We start from the raw sequence: 13,490 nt of genomic DNA, 5'->3' as shown, positions 1-13,490 counted from the left end.
GGGGCGCGAGGCCCGTCCCCGTCCGCCGCGCCGCCCCCGTACCGCCTCGGGCGCGACCCGTACCCCCTCCCGCATTCCCGGGCCCCGGCTCACCGGGCTCGGCACCGGGCTCTTCGCCGCCGCGGCGATGCTGCTCGCCTCCGGCATCGCGCTCGCCGCCGGGTCCTCGGTGCTCGTGTACGGGCTGCTCTTCCTGCCCGTGAGCGTGCTCGCCGCGCTGTGGGTGCGGCCCGCGGACCTCTTCGCGGCGCCCGTCGCCGTACCGATCGCCTTCGCCGTGGGCCTCACCCCGCTCGCCGAGAGCGACGGCGGGCTCGCCGGTCACGCGGTGGGGGTGGTCACGGCGCTCGCGGTGCACGCGGGGTGGCTGTACGCCGGTACGGCCGTGGCGGTGGCGCTCGTGATGGCGCGGAAGGTGCGGATGGTGCGGCGGCGCGCCGCGGCCTCCGTACGGGGGAAGGGCCGGCCGCCGAGGTGAGGGGCGGCCGGCCCCGGCCGGCTCAGCCGCGTTCCGCCGCCCGCATCGCCGCTCCCACGATCCCCGCGTTGTTCTGGAGCTGGGCCGGGACGAGGTCGGCGCGGATTCCCTCGATGTGGGGGAGGAACTTCTCGGACTTGCGGCTCACGCCGCCGCCGATGACGAGGAGTTCCGGCGAGAAGAGCATCTCGACGTGGGCGAGGTACTTCTCGACCCGCTTCGCCCAGTGCGGGTAGCTCATGTCGTGGTCCTCCTTGACCTTCGAGGAGGCCCGCTTCTCGGCGTCGTGCCCGTCCAGCTCCAGGTGCCCCAGCTCCGTGTTCGGCACGAGCACGCCGTTCGTGAAGAGCCCGGAGCCGATGCCGGTCCCGAAGGTCAGGACGATCACCGTGCCGGTGCGGCCCTTGCCCGCGCCGAAGCGCATCTCGGCGAGGCCCGCCGCGTCCGCGTCGTTGAGCGCGGTGACGGGGCAGCCGGAGCCGAGGCGGTCACCGAGGAGGCCCTCGATGTGCGTACCGACCCAGCTCTTGTCCACGTTCGCGGCGGTACGTACCGTGCCGTCCGTGATCACGCCGGGGAAGGTGACCCCGACCGGGCCCTGCCAGCCGAAGTGGTCCACGACCTCCTTCACCTTCTCCGCGACGCCCTCGGGGGTCGCCGGGTGCGGGGTGAGGACCTTGTGGCGCGGCTGCGCCAGGTCGCCGAGGTCCAGGTCCACGGGCGCGCCCTTGATGCCCGAGCCGCCGATGTCCACGCCGAAGATCTGCATGGGCACCACCGTACGACGGACCCCCCGTGCCTGACCGCGTTACGCGGCGGCCGGGGGCTCCTCGACGCGGCGTCAGCCCGCCGTACGCGCGCCCGCCGCGAGGGCCGCCGCCTCCGCGCGCAGGTCGCGGCGCAGCTCCTTGGGCAGCGAGAAGGTGATCGACTCCTCCGCCGCCTTGACGATCTCCACGTCCTCGTAGCCGCGCTCCGCGAGGAACGCGAGGACGCCGTCGACGAGGACCTCGGGGACCGAGGCGCCGGAGGTCACGCCGACGGTCTCGACGCCGTCGAACCAGGCCGCGTCGATCTCGGCGGCCTCGTCCACGAGGTGCGCGTCGCGCGCGCCCGCGCCCTTGGCGACCTCGACGAGGCGGACCGAGTTCGAGGAGTTCTTCGAGCCGACGACGATGACGAGGTCGGCGTCGGCGCCCATCTGCTTGACGGCCGTCTGGCGGTTCTGCGTGGCGTAGCAGATGTCGTCGCTGGGCGGCGAGACGAGGCCGGGGAACTTGGTCTTGAGCGCGTCGACGGTCTCCATCGTCTCGTCGACGGAGAGGGTCGTCTGCGAGAGCCACACGACCTTCTTCTCGTCGCGGACCTCGACGTTGGCGACGTCGTCGGGGCCGTCCACGAGCGTGATGTGGTCGGGGGCCTCGCCGGAGGTGCCGATGACCTCCTCGTGGCCCTCGTGGCCGATGAGGAGGATGTCGTAGTCCTCGTTCGCGTACCGCACGGCCTCGCGGTGCACCTTGGTGACGAGCGGGCAGGTCGCGTCGATCGTCGCGAGCCTCCGCGCGGCGGCCTCCTCGTGCACGGTCGGCGCGACGCCGTGTGCGGAGAACATGACGATGGAGCCCTCGGGCACCTCGTCGGTCTGCTCGACGAAGATGGCGCCCTTCTTCTCCAGGGTCTTCACGACGTACTTGTTGTGGACGATCTCGTGGCGGACGTAGACCGGGGCGCCGTACTGCTCCAGGGCCTTCTCCACGGCGATCACGGCACGGTCGACGCCGGCGCAGTAGCCGCGCGGCGCGGCGAGCAGCACGCGTTTGCCTGCGCGCGGCGCCGCCTGCGTTCCGGGGGTCCGGTCGGGCGTCGGGCTGGGCGTAGCAGTCATGCCGCCCATCGTACGGCCGTGTCGGGCGGGACCCGGGGGCGCACCTCGCCCAGACTGGCGGGTACGCGATCACGGACAGGAGGAGAAGCCGCGATCACGGACAGGAGGAGGAGCACGGGTGAGCGACGAGCGCGCGAGGCACGAGGGACCCGAGCCGGGCGAGGGAGCGAGTCCCGCCGTCGATCCGGGGGCACCGCCACCGGTGGCCGGTGCGGGGCGCCTCCACCGTGAGCTGGGCTTCCGCGACCTCGTCGTGTACGGGCTCCTCTTCATCGCCCCCATGGCCCCGGTCGGCATCTTCGGCACGCTCGACGCGAAGTCGCACGGCGCGGTCGCGCTCGTCTACGTCGTCGCGACGATCGCGATGGCCTTCACGGCGTACAGCTACTCGCTCATGGTGCGGGTCGTGCCGCACGCGGGCTCCGTCTTCGCCTACGCGCGGGCGGGGCTCGGGCGGCAGGCGGGGTTCGTCGCCGGGTGGATGGTGATGCTCGACTACCTCCTGATCCCGGCCGTGGCGTACCTCTTCTCGGGCATCGCGATGAACTCGCTCGTGCCGGACGTCTCGCGCTGGGTGTGGACGGCGGCGGCGGTCGTCATCACGACCGCCCTCAATCTGTGGGGGGTGCGGGCCGCCGCGCGGGTCGGCTTCGCGGTGCTCGCGATGGAGATCGTGGTGCTGCTCGTCTTCTGCGTCTCCGCGATCGTGATCCTCGTACGGGACGGGGCGACGCGGGACTGGTGGTCGCCGTTCACCGGGGACACGAGCACGTTCGCCGTCTCGGCGGTCGTCGGCGCGGTGTCGGTCGCGGTGCTCTCGTACCTCGGCTTCGACGCGATCGCCACGTTCGCCGAGGAGACGACGGGCGGCTCGGCGAAGGTGGCGCGGGCGCTGCTGTTCTGCCTCGCGCTCGCGGGCGTGCTCTTCATCCTCCAGACGTACCTGGTGGCGCTCCTCGAACCTGACTCGTCCGCGCACCTGGCCTCGCACCCGGAGGCGCAGGGCTCGGCCTTCTACGACGCGGTGGACGCGTCGGTGGGGGGCTGGCTGCACGACCTCGTCGCGGTGAGCAAGGCGATCGGGGCGGCGTTCGCGGCGCTCGCCGGGCAGGCGGCGGCGGGGCGGCTGCTCTTCGCGATGGGCCGCGACCGGCGGCTGCCGCGCCTGCTGTCCCGTACGTGGGACGGCGTCCCGCGCGTGGCGCTGCTCGTCTCGGCCGTCATCACGTGCGCGGCGGCCCTGTGGGCGGCGAACCGCGACACGGGGCTGGACGACCTCAGCTCGGTCGTGAACGTGGGGGCGCTGAGCGCGTTCACGCTGCTGCACGCGAGCGTGGTCGGCTGGTTCGCCGTCCAGCGGGGCGACGGGCGGCCGAGCTGGTGGCGGCACGTGCTGATTCCGGTGGTGGGGGCGGCGATCACGGTGGCGGTGATCGTCGAGGCGACGAGCTCGGCGCAGGTGGTCGGGGCGATTTGGCTGGCCGCCGGGCTGGTGGTGCTGGTGACGCAGTGGCGGGTGGTGCGGTAGGGGCGCTTTCTGCGGCGCAGGTGTTCTGGGGCTCCGCCCCAGGCCCCGCTCCTCAATCGCCGGAGGGGCTGGATTATTTGCCGTTACGCTCGGGGCATGCCTGTCACCACCACCCCTGAAGCCGCCCTCCCTGTCCGGGAGGTGTCGCGGCTCATCGGGGACTGGGTTTCGCGGCTCGGGGAGGTGTGGGTCGAGGGGCAGGTCACGCAGATCTCGCGGCGGCCGGGGGCGCGGGTCGTCTTCCTCACCTTCCGCGACTCCTCGCACGACGTCTCGATCTCGGTGACGTGCTTCCGGCCCGTCTTCGACGCCGTCGCCGACGTCGTCACGGAGGGCTCGCGGATCGTCGTACGGGCGAAGCCGGAGTGGTACCAGGGGCGCGGCTCGCTCTCCCTGCGCGCCGCCGAGATCCGCCCCGTCGGCATCGGTGAGCTGCTCGTCAAGCTGGAGCGGCTGAAGCGGGAGCTGACGGCCGAAGGGCTCTTCGCGGCGGACCGCAAGCGCCCGCTGCCGTTCCTGCCGCGCCGCATCGGCCTCGTCACGGGCCGCGCCTCGGCGGCCGAGCGGGACGTCATCAAGAACGCCGAGGCGCGCTGGCCCGCCGTCCGGTTCGAGACCCGGGAGGTGGCCGTCCAGGGCGTGCACGCGGTCTCGCAGGTCGTCGGCGCCGTCAGGGAACTCGACGCGCACCCGGACGTGGACGTGATCATCGTCGCGCGCGGCGGCGGCAGCGTGGAGGACCTGCTGCCCTTCTCGGACGCCGAGCTGATCCGTACGGTCGCCGCCTGCCGCACCCCCGTCGTCTCGGCCATCGGCCACGAGCCGGACACGCCGCTGCTCGACCTCGTCGCCGACCTGCGCGCCTCGACCCCGACCGACGCGGCCAAGCGCGTCGTCCCGGACGTGGGCGAGGAGCTGGAGCGGGTGCGCCAGACCCGCGACCGGGGGCGGTACGCGATCCGCGCACTTGTCGAGCGCGAGGCGCAGGGGCTGGAGCAGGCGCTCGCGCACTCGGCGCTGCGGGACCCGTACCGGCTCGTGGCCGGGCGGGACGAGGAGATCGGCGCCGAGATCGCCCGCGCCCGCCGCACGGTGGGCCATCTGCTCGACCGCGCCGACTCCGACCTCACCCACACCCTCGCGCGCGTCGTCGCCCTCTCCCCCGCGGCGACGCTGCGGCGCGGGTACGCGGTGCTCCAGCGCGCGGACGGGGCGGTGGTGCGTGCGGCCGAGGAGGTCGCGGTGGACGAGGAGTTGCGGGCGCGGGTCGCGGAGGGCGAGTTCACGGTGCGGCGCGCGGAGCGCCGCGAAAACGACGAAGAAGGGTGAAGGACATGGGAGCGACGACCACGGCCGAGGGGCCCGCGCTGGGGTACGAGGAGGCGCGGGCGGAGCTGGTCGACGTCGTGCGCCGGCTCGAATCGGGCGGCGCGACGCTGGAGGAATCGCTCGCGCTGTGGGAGCGCGGCGAGGAACTGGCCCGCATCTGCCGTACGTGGCTGGAGGGCGCGAGGGCCCGGCTCGACGCGGCGCTCGCGGAGCGCGAGGACGACGGGGCGGGGGCGGAGGGGGACGAGGAGGACTGAGCGGGTCTTCGCCGTCGAGCCGGTCTTCGCTGTTAAGCGGATCACGTCGGACCGCTTTTTGTTGAAAATTCAACGTCGGGCGACGTAGCGTGGGTGCCGTTCAGGCCCTCACCAGGGCTCCTTCCCCTTTACGAGGTACCACCGCATGTCGCTCGTTCTCGACGCCGCCACCCAGGACCTCCTCTTCCGCGAGGCCCGCACGGCGAACACCTTCACCGATGAGCCGGTGACCGACGAGCAGATCCAGGCCGTCTACGACCTGATCAAGTTCGGCCCCACCGCGTTCAACCAGTCGCCGCTGCGCGTCACCCTGGTCCGCTCCCCCGAGGCCCGCGAGCGCCTCGTGCCGCTCATGGCCGAGGGCAACCAGGCGAAGACCGCCACGGCGCCGCTCGTCGCGATCCTGTCGACCGACAACGAGTTCCACGCGGAGCTGCCCAAGCTCGTCCCGCACGCCCCCGGCATCGCCGACGCCTACTTCTCGGCCCGCGTCGTGCGCGAGCAGGTCGCCCCGATCAACGCGACCCTTCAGGCCGGTTACTTCATCATCGGCATCCGTGCCGCCGGGCTCGCCGCCGGCCCCATGACCGGCTTCGACTTCCCCGGCGTCCAGAAGGAGTTCCTGGACGAGGACCACACCCCGCTGATGATCATCAACATCGGCAAGCCGGGCGCCGACGCCGCGCCGTTCCCGCGCCTGCCGCGCCTGGCCTTCGACGAGGTCTTCACCACCGTCTGAGCGGTGCGCCCGGCGACGGGCGCGACACTGGCGAGCCCCGGAAACAACGGCGTTTCCGGGGCTTCGTGCCGTGTGCTTGCCGCCGTACGGGGGCGGCGGGCGGGCTCAGGCAGCGCGCGGGCTCGGCTCCGCCGACGCGGAGGTCGTGGCGTCCGCGGCGTCCGTGGTGCGCAGGGCCGCGGCGAATGCCTTGAGCTGCGCCGGGCTCGCCGAGCCGGTCACGACGGTCGTCGACTTGCCCTCGCGCAGCACGAGCGCGTCGTAGCGGTCGCCCTTGTACGGCTGCCACTCGCGGCCGTTGATGGACGTCGCGGCGCCCGCCTTGCGGGCCTCCTGCGTCACGCTCTCGATGAACTCAGCCGGGTCCTTCGTGGACTGCTCGACCGCCACGTACTTCTCGTGCGGGTCGAGGTACCCGAGGTGCCAGGCGTCGCCGTCCTCGGCGCGGTACCTGACCGAGGTCGGCTTCCACGTCTTCGGCAGGCCCTCGGGGGCCGCCACCGGATAGGCCGCGGCGCGCTGCGCGGTCGCCAGCTCGACGCGGTAGTCGACCCGCTTGACCGGGTCCTTGGAATCGTCATGCGGGACGAAGATCCAGATGCCGGCCGCGATCGCGACGATCACGCCGAGCGACAGGATCATGTCCCGCACCGTCTGCTTACCGCTCTTGCCTGCCACGCGCCCATCGTCCCAGACCCGCCCGGCGCGGCACACGCCGGGCCCCGGCCGCTCATCCGTGGGGGCGATCGCTCATTTTGTCGTACTGACGGATAAAATCGAGAGCAACCCTCGTTTTCCGGTCCGCTCGCACCAGACCGGCCCGCTCGCATCAGGAAGGTGCAGCCCGATGACCTCTGAGCACGCCGAACACCACCTGCCAGGCCCCCTCGACGTATCCCCGGAGGCCCCGGACCGCAACCTCGCCCTCGAACTCGTCCGAGTCACCGAGGCCGCCGCGATGGCCGCGGGGCGCTGGGTCGGGCGCGGCGAGAAGAACGGGGCGGACGGTGCCGCCGTGCGGGCGATGCGTTCGCTCGTCTCGACGGTCTCCATGAGCGGTGTCGTGGTGATCGGCGAGGGCGAGAAGGACGAGGCCCCGATGCTCTTCAACGGGGAGCGGATCGGCGACGGGACCGGACCCGAGTGCGATATCGCGGTCGACCCGATCGACGGCACGACCCTCTGTGCGAAGGGCATGCCGAACGCGATCGCCGTACTGGCCGCCGCCGACCGGGGCACGATGTTCGACCCATCCGCCGTCTTCTACATGGACAAACTGGTGACGGGCCCCGAGGCCGCCGACTTCGTCGACATCAACGCGCCCGTCGCGGTGAACATCCGCCGGGTCGCGAAGGCCAAGCACTCGACGCCCGAGGACGTCACCGTCGTCGTGCTCGACCGGCCCCGCCACGAGGGCATCGTCCGCGAGATCCGCGAGACGGGCGCCCGCATCAAGTTCATCTCGGACGGCGACGTGGCCGGTTCGGTCATGGCGGTGCGCGAGGGCACGGGAGTCGACCTGCTCATGGGGATCGGCGGCACCCCCGAGGGCATCATCAGCGCCTGCGCGATCAAGTGCCTCGGCGGCGTGATCCAGGGCAAACTGTGGCCGAAGGACGAGGCCGAGCGGCAGCGCGCCGTCGACGCGGGACACGACCTCGACCGCGTCCTGTCCACGGACGACCTGGTCTCCGGCGAGAACGTCTTCTTCGTCGCGACCGGCATCACGGACGGCGAACTCCTGCGCGGCGTCCGCTACCGCTCCGAGACGGCGACGACGCAGTCCCTCGTGATGCGCTCGAAGTCGGGCACGATCCGCCAGATCGACTCGACCCACCGCCTCTCGAAGCTGCGCGCCTACGCGAGCGTGGACTTCGACCGGGCCAACTGACGCCGCGGCGCCGGAAGCCGGCGGGGGCACGGGGTTCAGGGCACCCGTACCCCCGCCCGGCGTGCGCGGGAGGCGCTACGCGGACGACGCCGCCGGGACGGGTCCGTCCTCCGCTCGTTCGCGGCTCAGGGGGAGGTCCCGGGTGCGGCCGATCGGCGAGAAGCGGAGGATCAGCGCGGCGAGCGGGACCCCCGCGCTGGTCAGCGCGAGCGCCGCGCGCGGGCCGAGGACGCTGCCGAGGGTGCCGCCGAGCAGGGCACCGAGCGGGATCGTCCCGTACGCGAGGAAGGCCGCGCTCGCCGCGAGCCGGCCGCGCAGCTCCGGGGGGCAGTAGCGCTGCCGGAAGCCGGAGGCGACGACGTTGCCCGCGACGACGCCCGCCGTGACGCTGAAGCCGCCCGCCACGAAGAGCGCGAGCCCGGCCCCGCCGAAGGCCAGCGGCATGAGCAACGCCGGTACAGCGAAGCCGAGTTCGAAGAGCAGGAGGGCGCGGGCCGTACCGAGCCTGCCGACCGCCCCGCGGGCGAGGAAGGCCCCCGCGACGCCTCCGACGCTCGTCGAGGCGATGAGGACCCCGACGCCGCCCGGGTCCACGCCGATGTCCCTGACCAGGAAGACGACCTGGATCGACTGGTAGCCCATGAGGGCGAGATTGGACGCGGCGCCGAAGAGCGTGAGCGGGCGCAGCCAGGGATCGCGGGCCACGAGGCGCAGTCCGTCGGCCACTTCGCCCACGAGCGAGGTCGTGCGGGCGCCCTTCGACGTGTCGCGCGGCTCGCGGTGCCGGATGCGTCCCAGGCACAGCAGCGAGACCAGAAAGGTCGCGGCGTTGACGTACATCGCGTTGACGGCGCCCGCCAGGTGGGCGATCAGGCCGCCGGTGCCGAGGCCCGCGATCTGCGCGGCGGAGGCGCTGCCCTGGAGTTTGGCGTTGCCCTCGGCCTGTTCCTCGGGGGCGAGGAGGGTGGGGAGGTAGGCGGTGTAGGCGGTCTGGAAGAAGACGGCGGCCGTGCCCGTGAGGAGCGCCACGGCGAGCAGGAGCGGAACGCTCAGCCTGCCCGTCGACGCGGCGAGCGGGAGCGCGGCGAAGAGGACGAGCGAGACCGCCGCGGCCACGAGCATGACCGGGCGGCGCGGCAGCCTGTCCACCCAGGCGCCGGCGGGCAGCCCGATGAGCAGCCAGGGAGCCCAGGAAGCGGCGGTGAGCAGCCCCACGGTGAAGGGCCCCGCGTGCAGGGTCGCGACGGCGATCAGTGGCATCGACACACTCGTGACGGAGGCGCCGAACTTCCCCGTCGTCTCGCCGCACCACAGCAGCCTGAAGTCGCCGTGCGTGCGCAGGAGTCCGCCCCGCGCGCTCATCCCGCGTCCCTGGGTGCGCGCGGGAAGGACTGGAGTTGCACGACGACGGGCAGCGCGTCCGGGCCGGGCTCCGCGTCCGGCGCGGGGGCGTGCCGCGCGATGACCTCGCTCAATTCCGCGTTCAGCGCCCGGAGTTGGTCGGGAGTCAGCCGCATGCCGGACCAGTCGGAGAGCATGCCGGCTCCTCGCCAGGTGTCGTCCCAGTCCTCGGCCACGTACGTGGCCACGCGCTGGAAGTACTGCCGTACGAGTTCGTTCAGGTAGACCGAGAGCGCGCCCCGGCTCTCCGGGTCCTCGCGGAAGTCGGCCGTGCGCAGGTCGTTCTTGGCCTCGGTGCGCCGCCACCAGCGCTCGCGCTTCGTGCCGCGTCCGGTCTCCTCCTCGATGAAGCCGTGCTCGGCGAGCTGGCGCAGGTGCCAGCTCACCGTGCCGGTGTTCTCGCCGAGGCGGGCCGCGAGGACGGTGGCGGTCGCGGGGCCGTCGAGGCTGAGTGCTTCGAGCAGGCTCATGCGCAGAGGGTGCGCGATACCGCGCAGGCTGCGGGCGTCGATGCGACGGGAGGGACGGGGAGTGCCGGAGGGCTCTGTCGTCATGAGGGGAGCATAGGTTACAGAGATTTCTCTGCACAGGGTTCTGTGCAGAGAAGTCTCTGTAACTTGGCGCCGTATCCGGTGCGGCTCAGCCGGTGCGGAAGCGGAAGGCGCCGTCCGGGCTGCCGAGGGAGAGCCAGGTGAAGGGACCCTCGGTCATGACGCGGAGGGCGATCGCCTCGCAGCCGGGGCAGCGGGCGGTGAGGCCCGGCTCGGGGCCGTAGACGCGCAGCCCGGCGAGCGGGCCCCGCAGGCCGCAGTGCGGGCAGTGGCGCCAGGCGGTCGTGGGGTCGACCGCGAGGATCGGGGCGAGGGGGCCGGCGAGGGCGTTGCCGTCGAGGTACGCACTGGTCATGGGTCAACTCCTGGCGTGTGTCGGTGTGTCAGCCGAAGCGTTCGGTGCGGATGCGCTCCGCGGGGTGGCCCGCGAGGAGGAGCAGGTCGGCCGCGTACTCGACGAAGCCGGTCGGGCCGCAGACGAAGACGTCGGGGACGCCGGGGGCGAAGGGGCTGTCGGCCCCGGGGAGGTCGGCGCTCGCGATCCGGCCCGGTGGGCGCGGGTCGCCGGGCGGCGCGGTCCTGGTGTGCAGGAGCCGTACGGACACGGGCGGGGCCGCGGCGGCGAGTTCCGCCCCGTACCAGACCTGCGCCGGATCGCGTACGGAGTAGACGAGGCGGGCCGGGACGCGCGCCCCCGAGGTGCGGTGACCGCGGAGCATCGCCATCAGCGGGACGACGCCGGAGCCGCCCGCGAGGAGCAGCACGGGGGCGGTGGCGCGCTCGGGGCGCCAGAGAAACCAGCCGCCGAGGGGGCCGCGTATCTCCACGTCGGCGCCGACCGGCAGGTCCTCGGCGAGGTAGGGCGAGACCTCGCCGTCGTCCACGGGCTGGACGCCGACCTCCAGGTGTTCGCCCTTGCCGGGCGCGGCGAGCGAGTAGCTGCGGGCGGCCTGGTAGCCGTCGTCGGCGGTGAGGCGGATGTCGATGTGCTGCCCGGGCAGGTGGCCCGGCCAGCCGGGGGCGCGGAGCACGAGGGTGCGCGCGGTGCCGGTCTCCGGGGTGCGCGAGAGCAGGGTCGCGCGCGCCCAGTGCTGGTACGGGGTGCCGCCGCGGCGGGCGGCGGGGGCGGCCATGTCAGTCGCTCCAGGTGCGCTCTTCGCGCCAGGGGTCGCCGTGGTTGTGGTAGCCCGCGTTCTCCCAGAAGCCGGGCTCGTCCTCGACCGTGAGGCGGATGCCCCCGAGCCACTTCGCCGATTTCCAGAAGTACAGGCGCGGGACGAGCAGCCGCAGCGGGCCGCCGTGCTCGGGCGAGACGGGGAACCCGTCGTACTCGTGGACGATCCAGGCGCGCCCGCCGGTGACCTCGGCGAGCGGGAGGTTCGTCGTGTAGCCGCCGTGGGACTCGGCGACGAGGTGCCGGGCGCGCGGCCCGGCGCCGCCCGCGGCTTCGAGCAGGGTGTCGAGGGCGACGCCCTTCCACCGCGTGCCGAACTTCGACCACCGGGTCACGCAGTGGATGTCGGTGGTGACCTCCTCCTGCGGCAGCGCGAGGAGACCGTCCCAGTCCCAGGTGTGCCGCTCGCCCGTCTCGGAGGTGAGCGTGAAGGTGTACGCCTCGGTGCGCAGGCGCGGGGTGGGCCCGGCGGAGAGGACGGGGAACATCTCCGTCGGGTACTGGCCCGGGGGCAGCCGGTCGGTGAGCCGCCGGGGCTTTCCGTGGAAGCCGGGGGTGAGTGCGTTCACCCTTCCAGGCTCGTACGGGGGGCGGGGGGCGCAACTCGGGGCCGCGCCCTGCGGCGGCCCCCGCGTCAGCGGGCCGTGGCGACCGCGCGGCGTCGGCGGCGGGCGAGGAGGACGCGGCGCTCGGCCGCCGTGAGGCCGCCCCAGACCCCGTACGGCTCGGGCTGGACCAGCGCGTGCTCGCGGCACTCGACCCGTACCGGACAGCCGGCGCAGACGCGCTTGGCGGCGTCCTCGCGGGAGAGGCGCGCGGCCGTGGGCTCCTTGGAGGGGGCGAAGAAGAGGCCCGCCTCGTCGCGGCGGCAGACGGCCTCGGCGTGCCAGGGGGTGTCCTTGTCGCGGGACGGGACGCTGGCGGTGGGGCGTGGTGGGGTGCTCGTGTCGCGCCGGCGCTCCGGCTCGGGGGACCGCTGCTGGGGGATGGCGCTGATCGGGAGGGACTGACGCGGCGAGTACAGCACGGTCTACTCCTGACGACGGCTAACGGCTACGCGAGCGACGTGTGACGAGCGATGGAGCAAGCTCTACCCGCTGTGCGCGCGCCTATGCACTGCGTGGGGACGCGGCGTCGGGAGGGGCGGGGTGGGGCGGGGTGCACGGCGGGGGGCGGGGCGGGGTGCGGGGCCGCTGGCTGAGGGGTACCCCCGAAGTGGGTGAGTGCTCACTCACCCACAGGGCATGACTCTCCGTGCGGGGCGCGCCTGTGGATAACCACGAATTTCCGCGTCGAAACAGAAATCGTCTCACCCGTTCAGGTGGCGACCGTGACGAGTTCCGCGAGGTTTTCCACAGATTCGGACGGAGAGGCGGAAAAGGGGGACTGCGGGGCGCGAAGGTGCGAAAGACTTGTTACGGGGAGCCCCCCTGGGAGGGCGGGGGCTGCCCGCTTCCGCTTCTCAGCCCAACCGCTTCCGCAAGTGCCGCGACAGCTCCCGAATCAGCCGCCCCCGCTTCGGCGCCGCCTCCACGCTGCCCAGGATCGCGAGGCCCTCGACGTCGACGGACGGGGCCTCGGGGTCGGCGGCCTGAAGGCCCTCGACCTCGAACTGGCCGAGGACTCCGCTGCCGCCGCCGTGCAGCGTCACGTTCTCGGGGACGCGGATCTCCACGCTGCCGAAGAGCGAGAAGGCGCGGATGGTGACGCGGCGGTGCTCGAAGATCGCCTCACTGAGGTCGATCTCGACGCTCCCGAAGATCGCGAACGCGCGGATGCGGGCCGCCGGGCGCCAGTGGCCCCGGCGCACGGCCTGCGAGAAGACCGCGTACAGGTCCTCCTGGGGGCCGGCCTGCGGCGGGGGCCCGGCGGGGGCCGCGGCCGGGGCGCCCGGTGTCGTACCGGCGCGCGGGAGGTCGGCGACGAGGGGTTCGAGGTCGGCGTGCGTACGGGCGGTGAAGACGGCCTCCACGCGCTCCGCGTGCTCCTCGGCGGTCAGGCGGCCCTCCGCGAGCGCTTCGCGCAGGATCGCCGCGTAGTGGTCGCGGTCCGCGTCCGAGGCGCGCAGGGCGGGACTGCCGCCCGCACCGTCCCGCGCGGTCGTCGTGGGGCGCTGGGCGGTCTGGGGGCGCTTGTCGAGGTCCACGGCGGCAGCGTACCGAAACGCGATAGATCGCGACACCCCTCGCGACAGCCGCTTTCCAGCCGCGCGCCCGCGCCGCACGCCCGGCTCGCACAGTGCGGCCTCCCCGCGCCC

At 73.3% G+C, this 13,490-nt stretch carries 16 protein-coding genes; 6 read left to right on the top strand and 10 right to left on the bottom strand.

What is annotated here, in order from left to right; all coding sequences use genetic code 11:
- Positions 1–478: DUF6542 domain-containing protein (locus G3I42_RS06570; RefSeq protein WP_239096296.1), on the top strand; the 478-nt coding region annotated here is incomplete at its 5' end.
- A gap of 22 nt (positions 479–500) precedes the next feature.
- On the opposite strand, the gene G3I42_RS06565 is transcribed toward G3I42_RS06570, so the two are convergent.
- Entirely contained in the window at positions 501–1,247 is a 747-nt protein-coding gene (locus G3I42_RS06565; protein ID WP_164283246.1) for an ROK family protein, read from the bottom strand.
- A 72-nt stretch (positions 1,248–1,319) separates the two neighbouring features.
- The gene (locus G3I42_RS06560) at positions 1,320–2,363 is read right to left on the bottom strand and encodes a 4-hydroxy-3-methylbut-2-enyl diphosphate reductase (RefSeq protein WP_164283244.1); all 1,044 of its coding nucleotides are present in this window, start codon (positions 2,361–2,363) and stop codon (positions 1,320–1,322) included.
- A gap of 118 nt (positions 2,364–2,481) precedes the next feature.
- Between G3I42_RS06560 and G3I42_RS06555 the strand changes: the two genes are divergently transcribed.
- The 4 genes from G3I42_RS06555 (at position 2,482) to G3I42_RS06540 (ending at position 6,216) form a co-directional block, all read left to right on the top strand.
- A complete protein-coding gene (locus G3I42_RS06555; protein ID WP_164283242.1) occupies positions 2,482–3,891 on the top strand; it encodes an APC family permease in 1,410 nt (469 codons plus the stop codon).
- A gap of 96 nt (positions 3,892–3,987) precedes the next feature.
- On the top strand, positions 3,988–5,220 hold the full coding sequence (gene xseA, locus G3I42_RS06550) for an exodeoxyribonuclease VII large subunit (RefSeq protein WP_164283240.1): 1,233 nt from the start codon (positions 3,988–3,990) through the stop codon (positions 5,218–5,220).
- A gap of 5 nt (positions 5,221–5,225) precedes the next feature.
- The gene (locus G3I42_RS06545; RefSeq protein ID WP_203606443.1) at positions 5,226–5,477 is read left to right on the top strand and encodes an exodeoxyribonuclease VII small subunit; all 252 of its coding nucleotides are present in this window, start codon (positions 5,226–5,228) and stop codon (positions 5,475–5,477) included.
- Positions 5,478–5,622: 145 nt separating this feature from the next.
- Positions 5,623–6,216 carry a malonic semialdehyde reductase gene (locus G3I42_RS06540; RefSeq protein WP_164283236.1) on the top strand — a complete coding sequence of 198 codons (594 nt, stop codon included), beginning with the start codon at positions 5,623–5,625 and terminating at the stop codon, positions 6,214–6,216.
- A gap of 105 nt (positions 6,217–6,321) precedes the next feature.
- Here the strand turns inward: G3I42_RS06540 and G3I42_RS06535 are convergent, their stop codons facing one another.
- Positions 6,322–6,894 (bottom strand): DUF4245 domain-containing protein, encoded by a 573-nt coding sequence (locus G3I42_RS06535; protein WP_164283234.1) that lies wholly within the window; start codon positions 6,892–6,894, stop codon positions 6,322–6,324.
- 169 nt (positions 6,895–7,063) lie between these two features.
- Here G3I42_RS06535 and glpX point away from each other — a divergent pair, with 169 nt between their 5' ends.
- Entirely contained in the window at positions 7,064–8,107 is a 1,044-nt protein-coding gene (gene glpX, locus G3I42_RS06530) for a class II fructose-bisphosphatase (RefSeq protein ID WP_164283232.1), read from the top strand.
- A 75-nt stretch (positions 8,108–8,182) separates the two neighbouring features.
- Here the strand turns inward: glpX and G3I42_RS06525 are convergent, their stop codons facing one another.
- From G3I42_RS06525 to G3I42_RS06495, 7 genes are all read right to left on the bottom strand, one after another.
- Entirely contained in the window at positions 8,183–9,469 is a 1,287-nt protein-coding gene (locus G3I42_RS06525; RefSeq protein WP_164283230.1) for an MFS transporter, read from the bottom strand.
- Positions 9,466–10,062 (bottom strand): helix-turn-helix domain-containing protein, encoded by a 597-nt coding sequence (locus tag G3I42_RS06520; RefSeq protein ID WP_164283229.1) that lies wholly within the window; start codon positions 10,060–10,062, stop codon positions 9,466–9,468. The genes G3I42_RS06525 and G3I42_RS06520 overlap by 4 nt, the downstream gene beginning before the upstream one ends.
- Before the next feature lie 85 nt (positions 10,063–10,147).
- Positions 10,148–10,414: a DUF6510 family protein gene (locus G3I42_RS06515; RefSeq protein ID WP_164283227.1), complete on the bottom strand. Its 267-nt coding sequence runs from the start codon at positions 10,412–10,414 to the stop codon at positions 10,148–10,150.
- A gap of 28 nt (positions 10,415–10,442) precedes the next feature.
- The gene (locus tag G3I42_RS06510; RefSeq protein WP_164283225.1) at positions 10,443–11,192 is read right to left on the bottom strand and encodes an FAD-binding oxidoreductase; all 750 of its coding nucleotides are present in this window, start codon (positions 11,190–11,192) and stop codon (positions 10,443–10,445) included.
- Position 11,193: 1 nt separating this feature from the next.
- Positions 11,194–11,802 (bottom strand): molybdopterin-dependent oxidoreductase, encoded by a 609-nt coding sequence (locus G3I42_RS06505; protein ID WP_164283223.1) that lies wholly within the window; start codon positions 11,800–11,802, stop codon positions 11,194–11,196.
- Positions 11,803–11,867: 65 nt separating this feature from the next.
- Positions 11,868–12,260, bottom strand: a complete 393-nt coding sequence (locus G3I42_RS06500; protein WP_164283221.1) for a WhiB family transcriptional regulator — start codon at positions 12,258–12,260, stop codon at positions 11,868–11,870.
- A gap of 435 nt (positions 12,261–12,695) precedes the next feature.
- Positions 12,696–13,379 (bottom strand): DUF1707 and DUF2154 domain-containing protein, encoded by a 684-nt coding sequence (locus G3I42_RS06495; RefSeq protein WP_164283219.1) that lies wholly within the window; start codon positions 13,377–13,379, stop codon positions 12,696–12,698.
- Positions 13,380–13,490: the final 111 nt, after the last annotated feature.

Source organism: Streptomyces sp. SID11385, assembly GCF_010548245.1.
Classification (GTDB): domain Bacteria; phylum Actinomycetota; class Actinomycetes; order Streptomycetales; family Streptomycetaceae; genus Streptomyces.
The sequence above is the reverse complement of the archived record's forward strand: the minus strand, read 5'-3'. Positions and strand labels throughout refer to the sequence as shown.

What these genes read in the sequence shown, in the direction of transcription:
- xseA (WP_164283240.1), top strand. Translation starts at nt 3,988, where the DNA reads ATGCCTGTCACCACCACCCCTGAAGCCGCCCTCCCTGTCCGGGAGGTG.
- glpX (WP_164283232.1), top strand. Translation starts at nt 7,064, where the DNA reads ATGACCTCTGAGCACGCCGAACACCACCTGCCAGGCCCCCTCGACGTA.
- G3I42_RS06545 (WP_203606443.1), top strand. Translation starts at nt 5,226, where the DNA reads ATGGGAGCGACGACCACGGCCGAGGGGCCCGCGCTGGGGTACGAGGAG.
- G3I42_RS06510 (WP_164283225.1), bottom strand. Translation starts at nt 11,192, where the DNA reads ATGGCCGCCCCCGCCGCCCGCCGCGGCGGCACCCCGTACCAGCACTGG.
- G3I42_RS06560 (WP_164283244.1), bottom strand. Translation starts at nt 2,363, where the DNA reads ATGACTGCTACGCCCAGCCCGACGCCCGACCGGACCCCCGGAACGCAG.
- G3I42_RS06515 (WP_164283227.1), bottom strand. Translation starts at nt 10,414, where the DNA reads ATGACCAGTGCGTACCTCGACGGCAACGCCCTCGCCGGCCCCCTCGCC.
- G3I42_RS06540 (WP_164283236.1), top strand. Translation starts at nt 5,623, where the DNA reads ATGTCGCTCGTTCTCGACGCCGCCACCCAGGACCTCCTCTTCCGCGAG.
- G3I42_RS06520 (WP_164283229.1), bottom strand. Translation starts at nt 10,062, where the DNA reads ATGACGACAGAGCCCTCCGGCACTCCCCGTCCCTCCCGTCGCATCGAC.
- G3I42_RS06525 (WP_164283230.1), bottom strand. Translation starts at nt 9,469, where the DNA reads ATGAGCGCGCGGGGCGGACTCCTGCGCACGCACGGCGACTTCAGGCTG.
- G3I42_RS06565 (WP_164283246.1), bottom strand. Translation starts at nt 1,247, where the DNA reads ATGCAGATCTTCGGCGTGGACATCGGCGGCTCGGGCATCAAGGGCGCG.